Annotated in this window: 15 protein-coding genes; 8 read left to right on the top strand and 7 right to left on the bottom strand. The window is 74.6% G+C overall.

All coding sequences use genetic code 11. The annotated features are described in order from the left end of the window. Window positions 1-28: 28 nt before the first annotated feature. Window positions 29-400 (top strand): hypothetical protein, encoded by a 372-nt coding sequence (locus ACRAKF_RS03235; protein WP_447035213.1) that lies wholly within the window; start codon window positions 29-31, stop codon window positions 398-400. 89 nt (window positions 401-489) lie between these two features. Continuing rightward, window positions 490-2,901, top strand: coding sequence for a protein translocase subunit SecD (gene secD, locus ACRAKF_RS03230; protein WP_447035211.1), 2,412 nt, complete (start codon window positions 490-492; stop codon window positions 2,899-2,901). A gap of 37 nt (window positions 2,902-2,938) precedes the next feature. On the opposite strand, the gene ACRAKF_RS03225 is transcribed toward secD, so the two are convergent. Further along, a complete protein-coding gene (locus ACRAKF_RS03225) occupies window positions 2,939-3,535 on the bottom strand; it encodes an acyl-CoA-like ligand-binding transcription factor (protein ID WP_447041782.1) in 597 nt (198 codons plus the stop codon). 100 nt (window positions 3,536-3,635) lie between these two features. Between ACRAKF_RS03225 and ACRAKF_RS03220 the strand changes: the two genes are divergently transcribed. Beyond that, entirely contained in the window at window positions 3,636-4,571 is a 936-nt protein-coding gene (locus tag ACRAKF_RS03220) for an oxidoreductase (protein WP_447035210.1), read from the top strand. A gap of 31 nt (window positions 4,572-4,602) precedes the next feature. Here ACRAKF_RS03220 and ACRAKF_RS03215 read toward each other — a convergent pair whose 3' ends face one another. From ACRAKF_RS03215 to ACRAKF_RS03205, 3 genes are all read right to left on the bottom strand, one after another. Then, window positions 4,603-5,445, bottom strand: a complete 843-nt coding sequence (locus ACRAKF_RS03215; protein ID WP_447035209.1) for a DUF1206 domain-containing protein — start codon at window positions 5,443-5,445, stop codon at window positions 4,603-4,605. Between the two features lie 67 nt (window positions 5,446-5,512). Beyond that, window positions 5,513-5,941, bottom strand: coding sequence for an STAS domain-containing protein (locus ACRAKF_RS03210; RefSeq protein WP_447035208.1), 429 nt, complete (start codon window positions 5,939-5,941; stop codon window positions 5,513-5,515). A gap of 173 nt (window positions 5,942-6,114) precedes the next feature. Continuing rightward, on the bottom strand, window positions 6,115-6,792 hold the full coding sequence (locus ACRAKF_RS03205; protein ID WP_447035207.1) for a M23 family metallopeptidase: 678 nt from the start codon (window positions 6,790-6,792) through the stop codon (window positions 6,115-6,117). Window positions 6,793-6,992: 200 nt separating this feature from the next. Here ACRAKF_RS03205 and ACRAKF_RS03200 point away from each other — a divergent pair, with 200 nt between their 5' ends. Beyond that, window positions 6,993-8,099, top strand: a complete 1,107-nt coding sequence (locus tag ACRAKF_RS03200; protein ID WP_447041780.1) for a hypothetical protein — start codon at window positions 6,993-6,995, stop codon at window positions 8,097-8,099. Between the two features lie 54 nt (window positions 8,100-8,153). Here the strand turns inward: ACRAKF_RS03200 and ACRAKF_RS03195 are convergent, their stop codons facing one another. The 3 genes from ACRAKF_RS03195 to bdeA form a co-directional block, all read right to left on the bottom strand. After that, entirely contained in the window at window positions 8,154-9,764 is a 1,611-nt protein-coding gene (locus ACRAKF_RS03195) for a sigma-70 family RNA polymerase sigma factor (RefSeq protein WP_447035206.1), read from the bottom strand. Window positions 9,765-9,852: 88 nt separating this feature from the next. Next, a complete protein-coding gene (locus ACRAKF_RS03190; RefSeq protein ID WP_447035205.1) occupies window positions 9,853-12,636 on the bottom strand; it encodes a LuxR C-terminal-related transcriptional regulator in 2,784 nt (927 codons plus the stop codon). A 44-nt stretch (window positions 12,637-12,680) separates the two neighbouring features. After that, window positions 12,681-13,598, bottom strand: coding sequence for a bis(hydroxyethyl) terephthalate hydrolase (gene bdeA, locus ACRAKF_RS03185; RefSeq protein ID WP_447041779.1), 918 nt, complete (start codon window positions 13,596-13,598; stop codon window positions 12,681-12,683). Between the two features lie 279 nt (window positions 13,599-13,877). On the opposite strand from bdeA, the gene ACRAKF_RS03180 reads away from it, so the two are divergent. The 4 genes from ACRAKF_RS03180 (at window position 13,878) to ACRAKF_RS03165 (ending at window position 21,181) form a co-directional block, all read left to right on the top strand. Continuing rightward, on the top strand, window positions 13,878-14,633 hold the full coding sequence (locus ACRAKF_RS03180) for an MIP family channel protein (protein ID WP_447035204.1): 756 nt from the start codon (window positions 13,878-13,880) through the stop codon (window positions 14,631-14,633). A gap of 419 nt (window positions 14,634-15,052) precedes the next feature. Then, the gene (locus tag ACRAKF_RS03175) at window positions 15,053-16,072 is read left to right on the top strand and encodes a MerR family transcriptional regulator (protein WP_447035203.1); all 1,020 of its coding nucleotides are present in this window, start codon (window positions 15,053-15,055) and stop codon (window positions 16,070-16,072) included. Between the two features lie 489 nt (window positions 16,073-16,561). Further along, window positions 16,562-17,842: a DegT/DnrJ/EryC1/StrS family aminotransferase gene (locus tag ACRAKF_RS03170; protein ID WP_447035201.1), complete on the top strand. Its 1,281-nt coding sequence runs from the start codon at window positions 16,562-16,564 to the stop codon at window positions 17,840-17,842. A gap of 141 nt (window positions 17,843-17,983) precedes the next feature. After that, entirely contained in the window at window positions 17,984-21,181 is a 3,198-nt protein-coding gene (locus ACRAKF_RS03165) for an amidohydrolase family protein (RefSeq protein ID WP_447035200.1), read from the top strand. Window positions 21,182-21,184: the final 3 nt, after the last annotated feature.

Here is a 21,184-nt window from a genome sequence, read left to right as displayed (position 1 = left end):
TGCCGGAGACCGAGGACGGGGGACCCGCGTGTCGCAGCAGCGCCGTCCCGCACGCCTGGCCGCGTCCGCGCTCTCCCTCCTCGTCACCGTCCTCGCCCTGTTCGTGCCGTCCGCCGCGACGGCGTACGGAGCACCGGGCGACGGGCGGCTCGCGCACCACGAGGTGGCGCCGCACGCGGGCAAGCGGGCCGGGCCCGAGGACGTCCCCGCGCTCCGCGTCACCGTCGCCCACCGCCTGGACGCCCACATCCCGGGGCCGCAGCCACTGGGCTCCCCGCGCACGTCCCCCGACGTGGTGCCGCCCCGCGCTCCGTACGAGCCGGACGCCCGCCCCGCCGCGCGGTCGACACCGCGTCAGGCGAGCGGGGCCGCCGCCCCGCGGGGCCCGCCCCACCGATGAGCACGCAGACCCTCCCCGACGCCTGACCCGGCGCCTTTCGCGCCGCACGGTCACGCGTCCCTCCGTCCTGCCCTCATCGTGGAGAACCCATGTCCCCTGCGCCCGCTCCCCGTGCGCCACGCGCCCCCAAGCCACGCGCCCCCAGGCCACGTTCGGCCAAGCCGCGTGCCGCCAAGCCACGCACCCGCAAGTCGCGGGCGACCCTGTGGCGGGCGGTCGTCACGCTGGCCGTCGTCGGCCTCTCGCTCTATGTGGCCCTGACCCAGACCGCCCGCCTCGGCCTCGATCTTCGGGGCGGCACCCAGATCGTCCTGGAGACCAAGGACGCGCCGAAGGTCAAGGCCGACGCCGGGTCGACCGATCGCGCCCTTGAGGTGCTGAGGCAGCGCGTCGACGCCCTCGGCGTCTCCGAACCCGGCCTCGCCCGCTCCGGTGAGAAGCGGATCATCGTCGAACTGCCCGGCGTCCAGGACCCGCGCAAGGCCGCCGAGGTCATCGGCCGCACGGCCCAGCTCTCCGTGCACCCGGTGACGGGCGAGACCGCCGAGAAGACCGCTCCCGGCGGATCGCGCGTCCTGCCCGACCCCGACCGGCCCGGCAGCCGCCTCGTCCTCGGCCCGGCCGTACTCTCCGGAGACGGCGTCAAGGACGCCGAGGCGGTCCTCGACCAGCAGACGCTCGCCGGCTGGACCGTCTCGCTCGACTTCCGCGCCGGGGCGGGCGACGCCTGGGCGCGCGTCACCGGCGAGGCGGCCTGCGCGCCGCAGGGCGCGCCCGAGCGGCGCGTCGCCATCACCCTCGACGACAAGATCATCTCGGCGCCGAGCGTCAACCCGGACGTGGCCTGCAAGACCGGCATCACCGGCGGCTCCACCCAGATCACCGGCGGCTTCGACCAGGCGGAGGCCCGCGACCTCGCGGCGCTCGTCAAGGGCGGCGCCCTGCCGGTGCCCGTCGACGTCATCGAGCAGCGCACCGTCGGCGCCACGCTCGGCGCCGACGCCATCGCCGCGAGCACCCAGGCCGCCCTCATCGGCATCGCCCTGACCGCGCTGTTCATCACCGTCGTCTACCGGCTGCTCGGCGCGCTCGCCGCCCTCGCCCTCGCGCTGTACGGACTGATCTCGTACGCCGCCCTGGTGGCGCTCGGCGCGACGCTCACTCTGCCGGGGCTCGCCGGATTCGTCCTGGCCATCGGTATGGCCGTCGACGCCAACGTCCTCGTCTTCGAGCGGGCGCGGGAGGAGTACCTCGCGGTCAGGTCACCGGATCTGACGAAACCCGTGCGCACCGGCTTCGCCAAGGCGTGGAGCGCGGTCATCGACTCGAACGTGACGACGCTGCTCGCCGCGGGGCTGCTGTTCTTCTTCGCCACCGGTCCGGTCAAGGGCTTCGGCGTCACCCTGTGCGTCGGTGTGCTCGCCTCGATGGTCACCGCCCTGGTCATCACCCGGTGCTTCGCCGACTTCGCCGTCAGCCGGGAGGCCGTACGCAAGCGGCCCGCCCTGACCGGCATCGCCACCACAGGACGGGTGCGCGCCTGGCTGGCCCGGCGAGACCCCGACCTGCTGCGCCACCGGCGCCGCTGGCTCGGCGCGAGCGCCCTGCTGGTCGTGGTGGCCGTGGCGGGCATCGTGCTGCGCGGCCTGGACTTCGGCGTGGAGTTCACGGGCGGCCGCCTCGTGGAGTACAGCACGAGCAGGCCCCTCGACGCGGACACGGCCCGCGGCGCGGTGTCCGACGCGGGCTTCCCGCGCGCCGTGGTGCAGGAGTCGGGGGAGGGCGACATCACGGTACGCACGGAGAAGCTCACCGACGACGAGCAGCAGCGCGTCACGGCGGCGTTGGAGAAGGAGGGCGGCACCGTCACCGTCGAGCGCGACGAACTGATCGGTCCGAGCCTCGGCGACGAGCTGCGGCAGAAGGCGCTCATCGCCCTCGCCATCGCCGTCGGCGCCCAGTTGCTCTATCTGAGCGTGCGCTTCCGCTGGACGTTCGCGGCGGCGGCCGTGTCGGCGATGGTCCATGACGTCCTGCTGGTGGTGGGCCTCTTCGCCTGGCTGGACAAGCCGGTGGACAGCGTCTTCCTCGCCGCGGTGCTCACCGTGATCGGCTACTCGGTCAACGACACGGTGGTCGTCTTCGACCGCGTACGCGAGGCCAGGCGCCGCGATCCGCGTGCCGATCTGGTGCCCACCGCCAACCGTGCGGTCATGCGGACCCTGCCGCGCACGGTGAACACCGGCATGGGCGCGCTGTTCATCCTCGCCGCGCTCGCCGTGCTCGGCGGCGACTCGCTCGCCGACTTCTCCCTGGCGCTGATCGCCGGGGTCGTGGTCGGCATGGCCTCGACGGTCTTCACGGCCGTGCCGATCGCCGTGGCCCTCGAACAGCGCAGCCCCGCCCAACCGCCGCCCGCCCGCCCCGGCAGGACGTCGGGCGAGTACAGCCCGTTGGAGGCGCGGCGCGGGAAGGAGCGCGGTACGGGGGCGGTCGTCTGAGAGGACCGGTGACGGTGGCCCGGGGGTCCGCCCCGGGCTACCGCCCCTCGGTGGAGTCCAGCGCCGGGGCGATCACGGCGAACGCCCGGTCGAGCAGCGCGACCGGGTCCTCGGCGCCGTCCGCGTCACTCCACCGCTGGAGCGTCGCGTCGAAGGCGGCCAGCGCCATCCCGGCGGCGAGGCGCGGATACAGGGCGCTCTCGTGGCCGAGGCCCAGCCGGTGCGCGAGCTCCTCGGCCAGATCGTCGCGCCACTGCGCCTGACGCTCCAGGAAACGCCCCAGCAGGGCGGGCGTGCGCAGGATCAACTGCACCACGCGCAGCGCCCGTTCGGAGTGGGCGGCGCAGGTCGCCAGCGGCACCCGCACGGCGTGCAGCAGCGCCACCGAGGGCGGTTCGTCCGCGGGGCGCTCCGCGAGGTCCGCGCGCATGCCGGTGCCCATGTCGGCGAGGAACTGGACGACTACGTCCTCCTTGGACGCGAAGTAGCGGAAGAAGGTGCGCCGGGAGACACCGGCGGTGGTCACGATCTCGTCGACGGTGACCGCGTCGAACCCCTTCAGCGCCAGCAATTGCAGCGCCGACTCGGTCAGTTCGTCCGACACGAGCCGTCGCTTGCGCTCGGCCATGGTCATTTCGGGGCGGTGGCTCACCCCGTCATCGTACATCTCATGCCGCCTCTGGCACTGAGGTGATGTGTTGACACTCAGTGCCAACGGGGGCAGCATGTGCCGCATGACGCAGCGACAGTGGACCATCGATGAGATGCCGGACCAGACCGGCCGGATCTTCCTCGTCACGGGGGCGGGAAGCGGACTCGGTCTCGCGACGACGCGGGCGCTCGCCCGCAGGGGCGGGCAGGTGATCCTCGCCGTGCGGGACGAGGCGAAGGGGCGCCGGGCCGTCGCCGAGATCACCGCTGAGCGGCCCGGTGCGAGCCTGGAGGTGCGCCGCCTCGACCTGGCCGATCTCGACTCGGTCCGCGCCTTCGCCGAAGGGCTCCGGGCCGACCACTCCCGCCTCGACGTGCTCGTCAACAACGCCGGTGTGATGGCGCCGCCGCGCTCGCTGAGCGCGCAGGGCCACGAACTCCAGTTCGCCGTCAACCATCTGGGCCACTTCGCGCTCACCGGGCTGCTGCTCGACCTGCTCGCCGCGGGCCGCGATCCGCGGGTGGTGACGGTGAGTTCGGTGAACCACCGGCAGGGGCGGCTCTTCTTCGACGACCTGCACGGCGAGCGCCGCTACCGGCCCATGGCCTACTACAACCAGTCCAAGCTCGCCAACGCCGTCTTCGGCCGTGAGCTCCACCTGCGTCTCACCGAGGCGGGCAGCCCGGTGCGCAGCGTGCTCGCCCACCCCGGCTACACCGCGACCAACCTCCAGCTCAACGGGCCCACGGGCCTCTGGCGCGTGCTGCTCGGCCGCATCGGCAACCCGCTGCTCGCCCAGCGTCCCGCGGACGGCGCCCGGTCGCAGCTCCGCGCGGCGACCGACCCGGACGTCGTGGGCGGCGAGTTCATCGGGCCGGGCGGCCCGGCGGAGCTGCGGGGCGCGCCGACGCGGGTGGAGCTGTCACCCGGGGCGGCCGACGCCGGGGCCGGCCGCCGCCTGTGGGAGGTCTCCGGGCAACTGACCGGCGTACGGTTCGCGTTCGCCCCGCAGCACTGACGCCGCGCCTCTCCTCGCGCGTGCCGGTGGCTCAGACCTTGCGCCAGCGGGCGTTCGCCCAGGAGAAGAGGCCGAAGGCGACGAGGCCGACGGCGATGAGCGCGAGCAGCCAGGGGCCCGCGCCGGTGCCGGTGAACGAGCGCAGGGTGTTGTCCATGCCCTTGGCCTCGCCCGGCTTGTGCCGCAGCGCCGCGGCGACGGCGAATCCGCCGGCGACGGCGAACACCACGCCCCTGGTGGTGCCGCCGACGACGCCCAGGACGTCGACGCCCTGGCGCATCCGCCGCGGCATCTCGGAGAGGCGCAGCCGCTTGTGGAACTTCCGCATCATGGCCCGTACGGCGATCCAGATCCCCGCCACGATGACACCGGCGCCCGCGGCGGCGACGATCCACTGCCCGCCGGGCCAGTCGAGGACCTTGGCCGTCACGTCCTTGGTGTGCTTGTCGCTCGATCCGCTGCCGCTTCCCTGGTCGCCGGCCGCGTAGGCGAGGACGGAGTAGGACACGAAGCAGTAGAAGAGGAAACGCGCGCCGGACGTGGCCCGCTTGCTCGCCTTGTGACCGTCCGGCCCGGCCTGGCCGAACGCGGCCTCGGAGAGCCGCCACAGCGCCATCCCGGCCAGGGCGAGGCCGAGCAGCCACAGGAGCACGTTCCCGAACGGGCGGTCCGCCAGCTCGGCCACGGCACCGCCGCGGTCGGCCTGGCGCTGCCCCTCGTCGGAGAACGCGATCCGCAGGGCGAGCGCTCCGACGAGGAGGTAGATCACGCCACGGCCGATGAAACCGGCCCGCGCCACCGCGTCGGCGGTCCGTCCCTTGGCCGCCCGCCGGGCATGGCCCTTTCCTCGCGCTGTCATCGAAGGCAGATGCATGGCTCCCGGATGCCCCGCCACCACCGCTTCATGCGGTCGGGGCGGCGCCTCCAAGGGGCATGCGGGCTCAGCGGAAGCCGGTGCTCACGCCCGTCCGGCCGTCCGCGTACGGAGCGCCGGCGGGGATGGTGAACGCGCGGTCGAGCCGCGTGAGCCGCAGTACCCGCCAGTTGCCGGGGCGCCCGGGAACGAGCCACAGGGTGCCCCGGTCGGCGGCCACGCGCTTACGGATCCGCACGAGCAGCCGCAGGCCGCCGGCGTCGAGGAACGTCACCTTTCTGAGGTCGGCCACGACCTGGTGGCCCGCTTGGTCGAGGAGGGCTATGACATGGGGGCCGAGCTCCTGGTCCGCCCAGGCGTCCAGCTCGCCCCAGAACGTAAGGACATCGGTGCCGTTCACCACGCGGTGACGCAGACCGAAGGTGAAGTCGGCAGTGTCCGTCTCACGGTTCAGCAGTTTCCTGCCTCCTTCACGGAATTCACGGAGCGTAGTCATTGGAGGTGGCTTGCGCTGGTGGGACCGGGTTCGGGCGCCGTCGCCGTCCGCGGACGGTGCCGAGGTCCCATGTCCATCGTTCCCGCTCAGAGGCGTTCGTACCCTTGTCCGTCGGGAAGTTTGAGCGAGAGTCGGAACTGATGGGGCGTCAATTCAGCGACTACGCAGAGTAATTAGAGGCGGGCGCCGCGCCGTGCCAGGTACCTGACGGGGTTCACGTCCGAGCCGTAGCCGCGCCGGGCACGGATCTCCAGATGGAGGTGCGGTCCCGTGGCCCGGCCCGTCGCGCCGCTGCTCGCGATCCTGGAGCCGGTGCGGATCCGGGCGCCCCGCCGCACCGAGATACGGGAGAGATGGGCGTAGACCGCGTAGTACCCGTCCGGCATCCGCACGGTCACGGCCATGCCGTACGCACCCGACCAGCCCGCGAGGACGACCCGCCCGCCGCCGACCGCGTACACCGGGGTGCCGCGCGGAACCGCCAGGTCGATACCGGTGTGGTGGCCCGCCGCCCACTTGCCGCGCACCCCGTAGCGGGCACTGACCCGGTAGCGCCGCCGCAGGGGGAGGATGCGGCGCGGACGCGGCGCGCGGTTGCGCTCGTCGTCCTCCACGGGGAACTCGGCGTCTCCGTGGGCGAGCGCGTCCTCGAACTCGGGGTCGTAGTCGAGGAGGCAGTCGTCGTCGGCTCTCGCGGGGAAGGGCTCCGCGGCGAAGGGCTCCGCGGCGTTTCCGGGTGCGGCGGTCCCCAGGGAGAGGGCACCGCCCGCCAGGAGTCCCGCGGCGAGGCCCAGGGCCTCACGTCGTGTGGTCGTGCCCGCTCGAAGCGGGCCGTCTATGTGGTTCTCCATCTCACCAAGCACAGCGGCCGAACGCGCGGGGCGCACGCCGACTGTGCCATCCGGCGTACTCCGGGTGAGCGGCCGGAGGCCCGTCAGGAGGGTCGAACCGCCCATAACCACCGCCAATTCGTACGGATCACCGCCCTGTTGTCGTGCCCGGCGCAAGCAGCGGCTACGGTGCTGACGTGGTGATCGAGAGGGAGGGGCCGGTGCCAGGTACTGCGCTGCTCATCGCGGCGGCCCCCGTGAACAAGAGCCGTCTGGTCGACGCGGCCTCCGTCCTGCCCGTACTCGCGGCGGTGACCCCGGCGACGCTCGCCGGGACCGCGACCGCGAGCGTGGTGGAACTGGCCGATCCGCTGGAACCGCAGACGGTCCTGACCCGGCTGCGCGCCGCGGCCATGGCGCCGGGCCCGCTGACCATTTACCTGATCGGACAGGTGCACCTGGACAAACGCCAGCGCATGCTGCACCTCGCGCTGGCCCGCACCACCCCGGCGACCATGCGGTACACCGGATTCCCCTGGCACTGGATCGCCCAGGAGGTGCGGCTGCGCCCCGCGGGCAGCACCACGGTCATCGCCGACCTGCACACCGACGCCGAGAGCTGGGAGGCCCTGGCCGCGCACCCGCTCGAAGCCGGCCCCGGCGTCGCGCTGTACGGCCGTGTCGCCCCGCCGGCCCGCCGCAGGGCGCCCGCGGACCCCGCGTACATGAAGGCGCTCGCCACCGTCCTGCGCAGCGGACACCGCCCGCCGCCCCTCCAGCTCCACCAGCAGGCCGTCGCCCAGTCCCTCGGCGACGACGCCAAGGACCTGGTGATCGCCCACGATCCCGCCACGGCGCCGCCCGCCGCGCAATCCCCGCAGTCACCGCCCGCGCGGCCCGCCGATCCGCACGCGGCGATCACCGAGGCCGTGCAGGCGGGACGGCACGGCGAGGCGGCGGCCCTCGCGGCGTCGTGGGAGCAGACCGCGCTGCGCACGCACGGACCCGGTTCGAACGAGGTCATCCATTGGATGGAAGTCCGTGCCGACCTCGCGCGCTTCGCCGGTGACCCGGCACGCGGCTGCGAGACCTGGCTCGCCGTGGCCGAGGCCCGCCTGTCGGCGGGCCAGACGCCCGACTCGCCGGAGGTGGAGGCCGCGGCGGACCGCGCGCACCACCTCTGGGACCGCGTACGCGACGCCGAGACCGTACGCGCCCTCGGCCCCGCCATGATCGCCCTGCGCCGGCGGGTGCCGGGCCGTCAGCGCGGCGCCCTCTCGCTGGCGCAGCGCCGCCTGGAGCAGTTCCACTCCCAGCGGGTCGGCTGAGAGCCGCGGTCGGCCAAGAGGACGAGGGCCCGTCGAGGGGCGCACAGCGTGCCGTCAGCGGGACGTGCCGAACGCCTGCGTCCACCACGGGCCGCCGGAGGCGCGGTGTATGCCGACGCCCAGCTCCTTGAAGTCGCAGTTGAGGATGTTGGCGCGGTGGCCCGAGCTGTTCATCCAGGAGTCCATCACCGCGGCCGGGGTCTGCTGGCCGCGGGCGATGTTCTCGCCGTACGTGCTCCACCGGTAGCCGGCGGCGGTGATGCGGTCGCCGGGGTCGGTGCCGTCCGGGCTGGTGTGGTCGAAGTAGTCGCGCGCGTCCATGTCCGCGGAGTGCTTCGTGGCGGCCGTGTCCAGCCGGGAGTTGGCGTGGACCGGCCCGCAACCCGCCTTCGCCCGCTCGGCGTTGACCAGCGAGACGACCTGGGCGGCGGCGCCGCCGGGGGCTTCTGGGGCGGGGGCCTCGGGCTTCGGCTTCGGCCTCGGCTCGGCCTTGGTGGGCTTCGGCGAGGGCCTCGGCTTCTTCGTCGCCTCGTCCTTGTTCTCGTCCTTCGTCTCGCCCTCCTTCTTCGCCTTCTCCTTCTCCTTCTCTTTGGTCTTGTCCTTGCTCTTGCTCTTGCTGGGGGACGGCTTCGCCGAGGGTGAGGCGCTCTTCGTGGTCTTCTCGGCGGTGGGCTCCGCCGGGGCGGCGGCGGTGGCCCGGGAGCTCTCGTCCTCCTCCGGGCCCGTGAGCAGATGCACCGCCGCGCCCCCGGCGACCAGCGCGGCGACCGCGGCGGCCACCCCGGCCGTCCGGCGCTGCCGCTTGGCGCGTGCGCGACGGGCGAGGGCGCGAGCGGAGACGGGCGCGCCCTGGGCGAAGCCGACCGTGACCAGGCCGGGACGGGTGACCGCGGCGGTGAGGGCGGCCCCGGCGGGCACGAGGCCCAGCGCCACGAGGAGCCGCTCGGCGGGCACGAGGTTCGACCAGTGGCTCGTGCAGACCGCGCAGTCACGGGCATGGCGCGCCAGGCGCTTGCGCCAGAGGGCGGAGGGCACGCCGTCCCAGCCGGCGGCCATCTGCTGGAGGCCCGCACAGCGGGGCTCGGTCGCGAGGGCGCGGACCACCACGCGGCTGGTCTCCAGCTGGGCCTTCATCCGCTGCACCCGTACCGCCGCGTGCTGCGGGGTCAGGTCGAGCGCCTCGGCGACCTCCGCCCGGGTCAGCTCGTCCGCGGCCTCCAGCCACCACAGCGACAGCAGGGCCCGGTCGTCCTCGTCCAGCCACCGGGTGGCCTCCGCGGTCTCCCTGCGCTGGCCCGAGAGGCCGAGCCTGGTGATGGTCAGGTCCACGAAGTCCGCGCCCGGGTCCTCGACGTCGTACCCGTCGCCGAGACCGCCGCCGGGTATCGCGCCCGTGGCACGCTCCCGCCAGTGGCCGCGTATCTGGTTCATGGTGATCGCCACGAGCCAGCTCCGGAAGTTCTCCGGGTCGCGCAGACCGTCCAGACCGCCCAGGACCCGGATCATGGTCTCCTGCACCACGTCGTCCACGTCCGCGTGCCCGTTCAGGGCCCGCCCGACGATGTTGTAGACCAGCGGCAGATACTCCGCCACAAGGGTGTCCTGCGCCTGCTGGTTCCCGTCCTGTGCCGCTCTGACCATCGCGACCTGGCGTTCGCTGCTCACGCTGTGTCCACTTTCTGTGTGGGGGGCTTGTCTCCTCCGACACGAGGGAGACGCGGGGGCCGCGCCCGGATAACAGAAACCGGATGGCCTAACGCCCGTCGTGCGCGGAGAGCTGTTCGCAGCGGGCCACGAGCCGGGACAGTTCGACGCGCGAGCGTACCCCGAGCAGCGCGAAGACGTTCCGCAGGTGGTGGTCGACGGTGCGCGGACTCACCGAGAGACGCCGGGCCACCTCGCGGTTGGTGGCGCCCTCCGCGACACAGCGGGCGATCCTGAGCTGCTGCGGGGTCAGGCACGACAACCGGCCCCCCGGCGGCTCGGCGGCTCCGGCCTCGCCCGTGGCGCGCAGCTCGGCCCGCGCCTGTTCGGCCCAGGCCCGCGCCCCGCAGCGTTCGAACGAGACCAGGGCGTCCCGCAGCCTGCCCCTGGCCTCACCGGGGCGGCGCCTGCGGCGCAGCGACTTGCCGTACAGGAGCTGGGTGCGGGCGTTCTCGAAGTCGCCGCCCGACAGTTCGTGGCGGGCGAGCGCGGCGGCGTAGAGGGCGTCGCTCTCCTCGGGGCCGGCGAGCAGCGCGTGGCAGCGGGCCAGTTGCGCGGGGGCCTGCGGATCGGCGCCCTGGGCCGCCCACTCGGCGAACTCCGCGACGCAGGCCCGCGCCCGCTCGCCCTCCCCGGCGAGCACGGCCGCCTCCACGTAACAGGGCACGGCGAGCATCCGCACGGCGAAGTGGCCGCGCCGCGGGCCCGGCCGCACCACGGGGCCGAGCCGCGCGGCGGCCTCCGGCGCGCGGCCACGGCTCAGCTCAAGGCGGGCCAGCGCCCACTGGGCCAGCGTCGATGCCTGGACGAGGCCGTGCCGGTCGGCGATCCTCGCGGCGGCCGAGGCCCGCGCGGTGACCGCCTCGTCCTCGCCCTCGACCGACGCCACCAGGGCGAGGATCGCGTGGTGCTGGGCGGCGATGTTGCACTGCCCGGTGGCCTCCGCGGCCCGCAGCCCCTCCTCGGCGTGCGCCCTGGCCCGCGCGTGCCGCCCGGCGCGCAGCTCCGCGTAGGCCAGGTACTCAAGGGCCTGCGGTACGTGGATGTCCGTGCCCCCCGAGCGCGCGGCGGCCAGCGCCCGGGCGTTGATGCGGGAGGCCGCGGCGAGGTCCCCGACCACGAGCGCGGCGACCCCGGCCCGCAGCAGACGCCCGGGCTCGTCGGCCCGCTCGCCCTGTTCGACGACCTTGCGCAGCCCGCGGCTCGCCACGCCGAGCCGCCCGCGCATGACGACGGACATGGCGGCGCGGTACTCCTCCGCCTCCTGCGCCTCCGCCGCCTGAGGATCGGCGTTCGTACGGTCCTGCCTTGCGGAGCCGGCGGCCCAGGGAGTGCCGAGCGCGGAGAGGTAGGCCGTGGCGTCCCCCATGGCCCAGGCCGCCGCCATGGCGCAGAACCGGGCCTCCGCGGCGGCGTCCGGGTCGTGCGGCAGGAGCAGCTCCGCCGCGAGCAGCAGCGCCTCGCGGGCGTCGGCCACGGGGCCGTCCCCGAGGGCGAGCCGCCCCCGGGTCAGTTCGACGGCTCCGCGCACCAGCGGGTCGGTCGACTCGGAGCGCGCGGTGGCCAGCAGCTCCCTGGCCCGGGCGGGCCTGCCCGCGAGCCGGGCGTGGTCGGCGGCCGCCGACCTGCGCAGCGCGCGGTCCCGCGCGGCCTCGGTGAGGTCCGCCGCGGCGGCCAGGGCCGCCGCCCGCTCGGCGTGGGAGGTGCCCGTGCCCGCGTCGTGCGCGGCGGCGACCAGCGCTGCGGCGAGGCCGGGGTCGGGAGCGGTCGCCGCCAGCGCCCGGTGCAGGCGGTGGTGGAGCGGCGGGGTGCGGATGTCGTCGAGGGCGGCGGCGAGCAGCCGGTGGGCGGCCCGGCGCCGCGCGGGCGGGGCGTCGGCGTAGAGCGTCTCGCGCGGCCCGGGGGCGTCGAAGCGGACACGGCCGTCCGCGAGGTGCACGATCCCGGCCGCCTCCGCGGGACCGAGCGCCGCGCCGTCCAGGCCCGCGGCCGCGGCGGCCCGCAGGACGAGATCGGCGTCGGCGCCCGCTTGCTCGGCCCCCGGCACATGGGCCGCGGCGGCGAGCAGCAGCAGCTCCGTGGTCTCCGGGGCCATCCCGCCGTAGCGCGGTGCCGCATGCGCGGGCAGCGGGCGGGGCAGCGCCGCCCGCCCGGAGAGCTGGCGTGGGGTCAGGCCGGCGACGAGGCCGTGGAGGAGGCCCGGGTTGCCGCCCGCCGCCCGCAGCAGCTCGTCCCGTACGACGGGATCGGCGCCGCCCCGTGTGAGCTCGTCGAGGAGCGCGCCCGCCTCGTCGGGCGCGAGCGGATCCAGGCGCAGCACGGGCAGCTCGGCCAGGTGCGGATCGTCGGCGCGGCGCTCGGCGACGGAGACGAGGAGGCCGACGGGGTGCGGCCCGTTCAGGCGGCGGGCGGTGAAGCCGAGGGCGGCGCGGGACGCCGCGTCCCACAGATGGAAGTCGTCCACGCAGAGCAGGAGGGGGCCGCCGCCCGCCAGGTCGCGCACCCTGGCGAGCAGGGCCCCCGGTTCCGCCGGAGGTGCGGGCAGGTCCGCCCCCGCACACCACAGGGAGTGCAGTCCGCTGCGGGGGATCAGGCTCTCGGCGGGCACGGCACGCGTGCTCAGGACCGTGCCCCCGCCCGACGGGTGGCGCGAGCGGAAGGCGCGGGCGGCGTGCGCGAGCAGCGTGGTGCGCCCGAGCCCGGGAGCCGCGGCGAGCACCAGGGCTCCGCCACGGCCCGCGTGCACGCCGTCCGACAGGGCGTCGACGGCGCGCAGCGGGGCGCTCCGGCCGTATATCCGGCAAGGTCTCGTCACGGTCGTCGGTCCGGCCACGACCGTCACGTTACTGCCGCGTAAACCGATGCGGAAGGCGTTGCTCAGGAGGTGTGCGGGCAGTTCCCCCGGTACTCCTCGATGGTCAGGCTCGGGCGTGGCAGCGGGCAGAGGAACTGCTCGTAGCGCACGTCGTTGTCGATGAAGCGCTTGAGCCACGAGACGCTGTACTTCGCGATCGTGGTGTTGGAGGTGTTCGGAGTGAAGTGGCTCGCGCCGTTCAGCTCCAGGTACGCCTTGTCGAGGGAGCCGGGCAGGCTCTCGTAGAAGGGCTCCGAGTGGGAGCCGACCGGGGCGATGCTGTCGCCGTCGGCGCCGACGAGGAGCGTGGGCGTGCGCAGCTCCGGCCAGCTCTTGTCGAGGTTCCAGCCCGTCAGCGGGATCGCCGCCTGGAGCGCGGGACGGCTCTTGGCGGCCTCCAGGGAGCCGCCGCCACCCATCGAGTGGCCCATGACGCCGAGTCTGCTGCTGTCGATCCGGCCGCGTACGGTGCTGCGCTCGGTCAGGTAGTCCAGCGCGGCCAGCAGCTGCCGGCCCCGGCTGGAGGGCTGGTCGAGCGTGCTGAGGGTGTCGATGGTGAAGACGACGAAGCCCTGCGAGGCGAGCCGCGGGCCCAGCCAGGAGATGGACGACTGGGTGCCCGTGTAGCCCGGCGAGATCGCGACGGCGCCGAACGTGCCGTCACCGGTCGACGTCGGGTAGTAGATGGTCCCGCCGCCGAAGTCGCTGACGCTCAGGGACGACACGCGCGCCTCGGACACGGAGTAGTGGCCGCGCGACGCCTCGATGCTCGACACGGTCGGCGCCGGGCCCCGCTCGTACGGGTTGTCCGCGGCGCCCGCGCTGCCCGTCTGGGCGGTCATCAGGCCGCCCGCGGCCAGCAGGGCGGCGAGGCCGGCCCGCAGGAGGCGGGTGCGGGTGCGGGTCCGGTTTCCGCCGGGGGGCGGCGTGGTGGCGGTGATGGTCTGGGTCTCGTTGCTGGGCTGCTGCACGACGGTGGGTTCCTTTCGGGGGAAGGCGTCTGTCGGCAGCGGCCACTGTCCGGGCGATCCCCTGCCGTGCGCATCGGCGAAATCACCGGTCTTCAACCATCGCCGTCACCCGTTCGGGGGTACGGAGCGAGGGACGAGAGGTCTGGCGCGAGGGACATGGTCTGGCCTGAGAGGACCGCCGTCCGCACGGCCGGCTGTCCGTCTTCTCCCGGGTCGCCCGAAAGGCGGGCACGGGCGGCCGAAGGGACGATGACCGGACAGTCCGGCAGATCCTGCGAGGTGGTAGCTGTGGAGACAAGAGCGGTGATCTCGGAGTTCCTCGGTACGTTGCTCCTGGTCTTCTTCGCCGTGGGGTCGGCGGTGCTCGCCGTGGAGTACATCGGCACCCTCGGCATCGCGCTGGCCTTCGGTTTCACGCTGCTGGCCCTCGCCTACACACTCGGCCCGATCTCGGGCTGTCACGTGAACCCCGCCGTCACCCTCGGCATGCTCTGCGCGCGCCGCATCGACGTCCGCACCGCCGTCACGTACTGGGTCGCCCAGATCGTCGGCGGCATCATCGGCGCGGCCCTGCTCTTCCTGCTCGCCAAGCAGGTGCCGGGGCTGCGGACGAGCGGCTCCTTCGGCAGCAACGGCTACGGCGACCGGTCCGCGGTCGGCATCAACATCGGCGGCGCCTTCCTCGCCGAGATGGTGCTGACGTTCCTGCTGGTGTTCGTGGTCCTCGGGGTCACGCACCGCGTGGCGGTCACCGGCTTCGACGGGCTGCCGATCGGTATCGCGCTGGCCGTCATCCACCTGGTCGGCATCCCGCTGACCGGTACGTCCGTCAACCCCGCGCGCAGCCTGGGTCCGGCCCTGTTCGCCGGGGGAGGGGCCCTGTCGCAGCTCTGGCTGTTCATCCTGGCGCCGCTGGTGGGCGGCGTGCTGGCCGCGCTGACGCACCACGTGACGCATCCCGTGGGCGAGGAGCGCGTCATCGCGGACAAGGCGTCCGCGGCCTGAGCGGGGCGGCTTCCGTGCGGGACGGGGCCGTGGGCGGTACGGCGTGACGCGCACACCACCCACGGCCCCGCGGCCGCCGGTTCACGGACACCGGCGGCACGGGCCTCAGCGGCACCGACCCCGCTGAGACGCGCGGGCCGCGGGGTCACGGCGGCACCCGGTCGACCACGGGCACCATGCCCTCGTCGCCGGCGTGGAGCGCGGCCGGGCCCTCGGCGGGCCGCGGTGACACCGCTGTGGTCATCGACCCTCCGCCAGCTCCTCGAATCGGTCGGCAAGCGCCGCCAATGGGTCGTGACCGGGCAGGCGCACCGCGGTCCCGGCCGCGGCGAGGACATCTTCGGGACAGCCGTGATCACGCGGCAACATGCGTCGGTCGTGCGTCGTATCGTGGGCCGATGGCTGAGTCAGGGGGGCGCATGGATGAGTCTGGGGGGCGCGAGGAGCACGCCCGGCGCAGTCCGCGGGACGGCGGTCCCGGGGACACCGGAGTCACCACCGGCGCGCTGGCGAGGCGGCTCGGGGTGTCACCGACGACGCTGCGCACCTGGGACCGGAGGTACGGACTCGGCCCCGCCCGGCGGGAGCCCGGCCACCACCGCCGCTGGACCGAGCGGGACGTGGCCATGGTCGAGGAGATGGGCCGGCTCACCGCAGCCGGGGTGCCGCCCGCCGAGGCCGCGCACGCGGCGCTGAAACTCGCCGGCGAGGCGCCGTCCGTGCCGGTGCCGAGGCCCCGGCGGGCACGCCGCACCCGGCCCTCGTCCCCGGAGATGTTCATACGGCAGCGCAAGGGTCTCTCCCGCGCCGCCGTACGCCTCGACGCCCCTATGGTCCAGGAGTTGCTGACCGGCGCGGTGCAGCGGCACGGCCTCGTCGACGCCTGGCACGAGGTGATCATGCCGACGCTGCACGCGGTGGGCCGCAAGTGGGAGGAGTCCGGCGACCGGTACGTGGAGGTCGAGCACCTGCTGTCCTGGCAGGTCTCCCGCACCCTGCACCGCTGCGCCGCGGCCCCCCTCGCCCCGTCCGCCGCGGCCCCGCTGCTCCTGGCCTGCGTCCCCGGTGAACAGCACTCGCTCCCGCTGGAGGCGCTCAGCGCCGCCCTGGGTGAACTCGGCGTGCCCCAGCGCATGTTCGGCGCGGCCGTGCCCGTCGAGGCGGTCTCCGCCGCGGTCCGCAGGACGGGCCCGCCGGTGGTCTTCCTCTGGTCGCAGGCCCGGTCCACCGCGAGCGTGCCGCTGGCCCGGCACCTGGCCGACCTCCGCTGGGGCGTGCGGGGCGCGAGAGGCGGGCCCGTCGTCATGCTGGGCGGCCCCGGCTGGGCGGGCCCCGCCGTGCGCGGAACACTGCGGCCGAACAGTCTGCGCGAGGCGCTGGCCCAGATCGGCAAAGCGTGCGCCGAACCCCACAACACCGCTGGCCAAGAAGGCATGTGAGGCGCGATGCCGGTCAGCACCCTTGACACGTGCGTACGGTTTCGCGACCTTTGAGCACCGCCGCGCAGTTCGCATCGGTCGTCGGCCCTGACAGGGGCGTACGCGCGGAGCGGCACGGAATCCGGGGATCCGGCAGGACGCGGCAGCGTCGACGGGGGGAGCGGTCGCCCATGCGATCCAACAGCAACGGTTCAGGTCCGATGGCGGTGGCGGGGGCGCACCGTATGGGGCGCAGACCGGCGCATGGACTGCGGAACACAGTCCTCGCCCACCCCGCGCCGCGGCAACCGGCCCACCGGCCCCTGAAGGCGGTCGGCACACCGCGCGCGTCGAGCCTGCCGAACCCCGCGGCCCAGCCGCTCCGCACGCGCTGAGCACGTCTTCTCCACGGGCCGGCCGTCCTGAGCACGGCCGGCCCCGCTCGACGCCCCCGAGAGGCCGGACCTCTCCCGGGCGGCCCCATCCACGCGATGCAGCGGAAGAGGCGGGATGCCCGTGCCGTACGGATCACGGCTGGCCGAGGAGATGACCCGGCGCCTCGGGCGCGAGTGCGTCTACACGCCGTCGGCCCGCCTCGCGCTCTACCTGGCACTGCGGCGCTGGTGCCGGCCGGGCGGACGGGTGCTGATGTCACCCGTCAACGACGACGTGATCCTCTTCGTGGTCCTCGCGGCGGGCCTGCGCCCCGTACAGGCCCCGGTCTCCGCCTGGGACGGCAACATCGACCCGGCCGCCGTCCCCGAGTCGACGTGGCGCGACGTCGACGCGGTCCTGACCACGAACCTGTACGGGGTGCCGGACCGCGTGGTCGAACTGCGCAAGCACTGCGACCAGTTGGGTATCCCTCTGTTCGAGGACGCGGCGCACGCCATCGGCACACGCGTCGACGGCCGGCCGATCGGGACGTTCGGCAAGGCGGGCGCGTTCAGCCTGTCCAAACACGTGGCGGCGATGGCCGGCGGTTTCCTCGCCGTCGAGGACGCGCGCACCCGGCGGGAGATGGAGCTCCTGCGCGACGAGCTCCTGACGCCGCGCCGCCTGCGCCACGACCTGGCCGCCACGCTGCGCCCGCTGGCCCGCTCGGCCGTGCGCTCCGCGGGGCTCGTGCGCCCGGTGTGGCGGACGATGCAGCGCCTCGGCCTCCTCGAACGCGACACCATCCGCATGGACCTGCGCCCGGGGCAGCTCGCCCTGGCGGCGCACCGGGCGCCGAGCCTGGCCGCGTACGAGTCATGGGTCCGCGTCGACCTGCACGGCTTCCGCGCGCGGCACGGCGCGCTGGTCCGCGGCCAGGTGAAGCTCCGCCTGGACCGGCTGGAGGGCGACCTCGCCCGCCGGCGCATCGGCGTCTCGCTGCTCGGCGCCACCGCCTGGGCCGGCCAGGCGCTGTGCGACGACCCGGCGCGGGGCGGTCCGCTGCCGCTCTTCCGCGTCCCCCTCCTGGTCCACGACCGCGACGCCCTGCTCTGCCGCCTGGTGGACCACGGGCTCGTCTGCGGCTACGTGTACGACCCGCCGCTCGACGACTACGCGGGCGCGGAGTTCGTCGAGCCCTCGCCCGACCCCACGGCGGCCCGCTGGTTCGCCGCGCACACGCTGCCGGCCGATCCGCTCCTGGCCCGCCAGGTCATCAACGCGCTGACGAAGGAACGCGCGCGGCCCGCGCGGCCCACGCCGTCGCCGACGCGGCCGGGCCCGTCCGGGTGGGTCAGGTCTTCGAGGGGCGCGACAAGCGCGGGGCCGCCCGCTGGACCACCCGGTGCACGGTGACCGAGGCCATGCGCAACCTCAAGCGGGAGCGGGACGGCGCGGCCGGCCCCTGAGCCGCTGAGCGGGGCACGTGACCGAAAGGGGCAGCGCCACCGCCGTGGGTGTTGCCCCTGCCTTCGCGGTGCGCGAGTGTGCTCTGCCATGGACTGTGACCGCAGCGCCGCCCCGTTGCCTCTGTCTCGTCGTCAGCTGATTGTCGCCGCCGGGGTCGGCGGGGCGCTCGTGGCCCTGGACGCCGGCCCTGCCCCCGCCCGCCGGCGGACCGCCGTGCCCCTCTCCTTCACCCGCGTCACCAACGGGGCGGCCACCCTCCCCTCCGGCGGCGGCAGGCTCGTCGCCGAGGCGCAGGCCATGCTCTGGTCAGTGCCCCGCACGGGCGGCGAAGCCGTGCCCCTGACCTCCCCGGAGCTTGAGCCCAACCGGCCCGTGCACTCACCGGACGGCGCCCTGATCGCGTTCGGGGCGTACCGGGACGGCGGCTTCCACCTCTGGACGATGCGCCCGGACGGCACCGGGCTGCGCCGCCGCACCGAAGGGCCCTGGGACGACCGGGGCCCCGCCTGGTCACCCGACGGCACGCGCATCGCCTTCGCGTCGGAGCGGGGCGGCGACCCCGTGAAGGGCGGCCCGTACCGCATCCACGTCCTCCACCTCGCCAGTGGCGACATCACCCGCGTGACCGGCCTGCCGGGCCAGGAGGGGCCGCTCCAGGACGGCCGCTGGGAGGACTTCGACCCCACCTGGTCACCGGACGGCGAGCGCATCCTGTTCGTCCGCGGGAAAACCGTCGCCGCGCCCCAGGGCACCGCCCTCGAAGCCCGTACCGTCGCGGCGGTCGCCGCCGGGGGAGCGGGCCCCGTCACCACCGTCCGCACCGAGACCGAGGCCGCCCAGGTGATGACCCCGGCCGTCGCCGCCGACGGCGACCGCCTGGCCTATCTGCGCGTCACCGCCGCGCCCCACGCCTCCTGCACCCTCGTCGTCGACGGCACCCCCGTCGCCCTCGACGGCGATGTCGCCCCCGTACCGCCGCGCTGGACCCCGGACGGCAGGCTGCTGCTCACCGTGGACGGCCGCTTCACCCTCGTACGCCCGAACGACCCGGGCACGGCCGAGACGATCCCGTTCGACGCCACCGTGCCGCTGGACCGCCCCCGGTACCGGGTGAAGGAGTACGACCTGGGCCTCGGCCGCGGCGGTCCGGTGCGCGGCATCCACCTGCCCGCGCTCTCGCCGGACGGGCGGCGGATCGCCTTCGCCGCGCTCAACTCCCTCTGGCTCGCGGACACCAAGGGCGGCAGAGGGCCCCGGCGGCTGCGCAGATCGGCCCCCACCGCCTACCTGCTCGGCCCCACCTGGGCCAGGGACGGCACGTCGCTCGTCTACGCCGACGACCGCGACGGGCTGCTCGGCGTGTACCGGCACGACCTGGCCACCGGCACCGAGACACCGCTCGCCACCGGCGGCCGGGTCCACCCCGTGCTCTCACCCGACGGAAAGCGGCTCGCCTGCCTCGACCTGACCGGAAAGCTGATCGTCCGCGACCTGGCCGACGGCACCGAACGCACACTCGCCACCCCGCTCGGCGGGGGAGGACTGCCCGGCAGGCCGAGCTGGTCGCCCGACGGCCGGTACCTCGCCCTGTGCGACCGCAACCGGCTCAACTTCCGCTTCCGCGAGGGCTACAACCTCATCCGCGTCGTCGACGCCACCACGGGCGAGGACCGGCTGCACGCCGTCGCCCTCCACACCTCGCTCGCCGACCGGTACGACTCCGGGCCCGTCTGGTCGCCGGACGGCCGCCACATGGCGGTGATCGTGGACTCCGCGCTGTGCGTCCTGCCCGTCTCCGCCGACGGCACCCCACGCGGCGGACCGCGCACCCTCACCGACGAACCGGCCGACCACCCGTCCTGGTCGGGCGACTCACGCACGCTCCTCTACCTGTCGGGCACCCGGCTGCGCACGATCGAAGCGGACGGCGGCCGTCCGCGGACGGTCCCCGTGACCCTGAACAGCCGCAGGCCCGCCCCCGACGACATGGTGGTGCACGCGGGGAAACTGTGGGACGGGACGGGTGAGGGAACCCGGGAGGACATCGACATCATCGTCCGGGACGGCCGTATCCGGGCGGTCGAGCCGCACCGGGTGCGCAGGGGCACACGGTCCGACCGCCGCATCGACGCCTCGCGGCGCACGGTCGTGCCCGGCCTCTGGGACAGCCACACGCACCCCTGGCAGAGCACGTACGGGGGCCGGCAGACGGTCGGCCAGTTGACCTACGGCATCACCACGGCGGTGTCGCTCGGCGGGTTCGCCTTCGAACAGGCACGCGTCAGGGAAGCCGTGGCCTCGGGCGAGCTCGTGGGACCGCGCCTGCTCACCACGGGGGAACTGCTGGACGGCGCCCGCGTCGCGTACAGCATGGGCCGGGCCCACACGAGCATGGCGGGCCTGCGCCGGTCGCTCGAACGGGGCGCCGCGCTGGACTGGGACTTCGTCAAGACCTACGTACGGGCGCCGGGGTGGGTGATGCGGGAGGCCGCGCGTTTCGCGCACGAGCGCCTGGGCGTGCGGTGCGGCGGGCACCTGCTGTCACCCGGCGTCCAGCTCGGCCAGGACCTGACGACACATCTCCAGGCGACGCAGCGGGCGGAGTCCGGCCACGCGGTGACCGCGTCGGGCAAGGCGTGGGACGACGTCCTGGCCGTCTACGGCACGGGCTTCGCCCTGATCGCCACGCCCTTCACCTCGGCGCCGCTGCTCGGCGCGGACCCCCGCCTCGCGGAGGACCCCCGGGTCACGGCGGTGATGCCACCGTGGGACGCCGCGCAGATCAAGGCCGCGGCGGGCGTCCCGCCGACCGCCGCGCAACTGGCCACGCTGCGCACGGAGACCGACGTCTACCGCCGCGTCCTGGCCGCGGGCGGCCTGGTGGCCCTCGGCACGGACCAGCCCCTGGTCCCGGTGGGCCTCGCACTCCACCTGGGCCTGCGGGCCCTGCACCGCGGCGGCCTGTCCCCGGCAGCCGCCCTGCGCACGGCGACGGTACTGCCGGCCAGACTCTTCGGCCTGGACGCGGAGCTGGGCACGGTGGAGCCCGGCAAGCTCGCCGACCTCACGGTGGTGGACGGCGACCCGTTCACCGACTTCGCCACGCTGGTACGCACGACGGAGGTCGTACGAGCCGGAGTCCACCACCGCACCGAAGACCTGGTGGCCGCCTTCACCTCCCACGAACGCCGGCCACCCCCGCCCGAGGGCTGGCTGGAAACATCCCGCCAGATGCGAAGGGACGCCTGCTGCGAAACGCCGCCCGACGAGCCCACGCAACGTTAGGGG

This window comes from Streptomyces sp. DSM 118878 (assembly GCF_052936595.1).
Note: the sequence above shows the minus strand (reverse complement) of the source record. Positions and strands in the feature narration are given on the sequence as shown.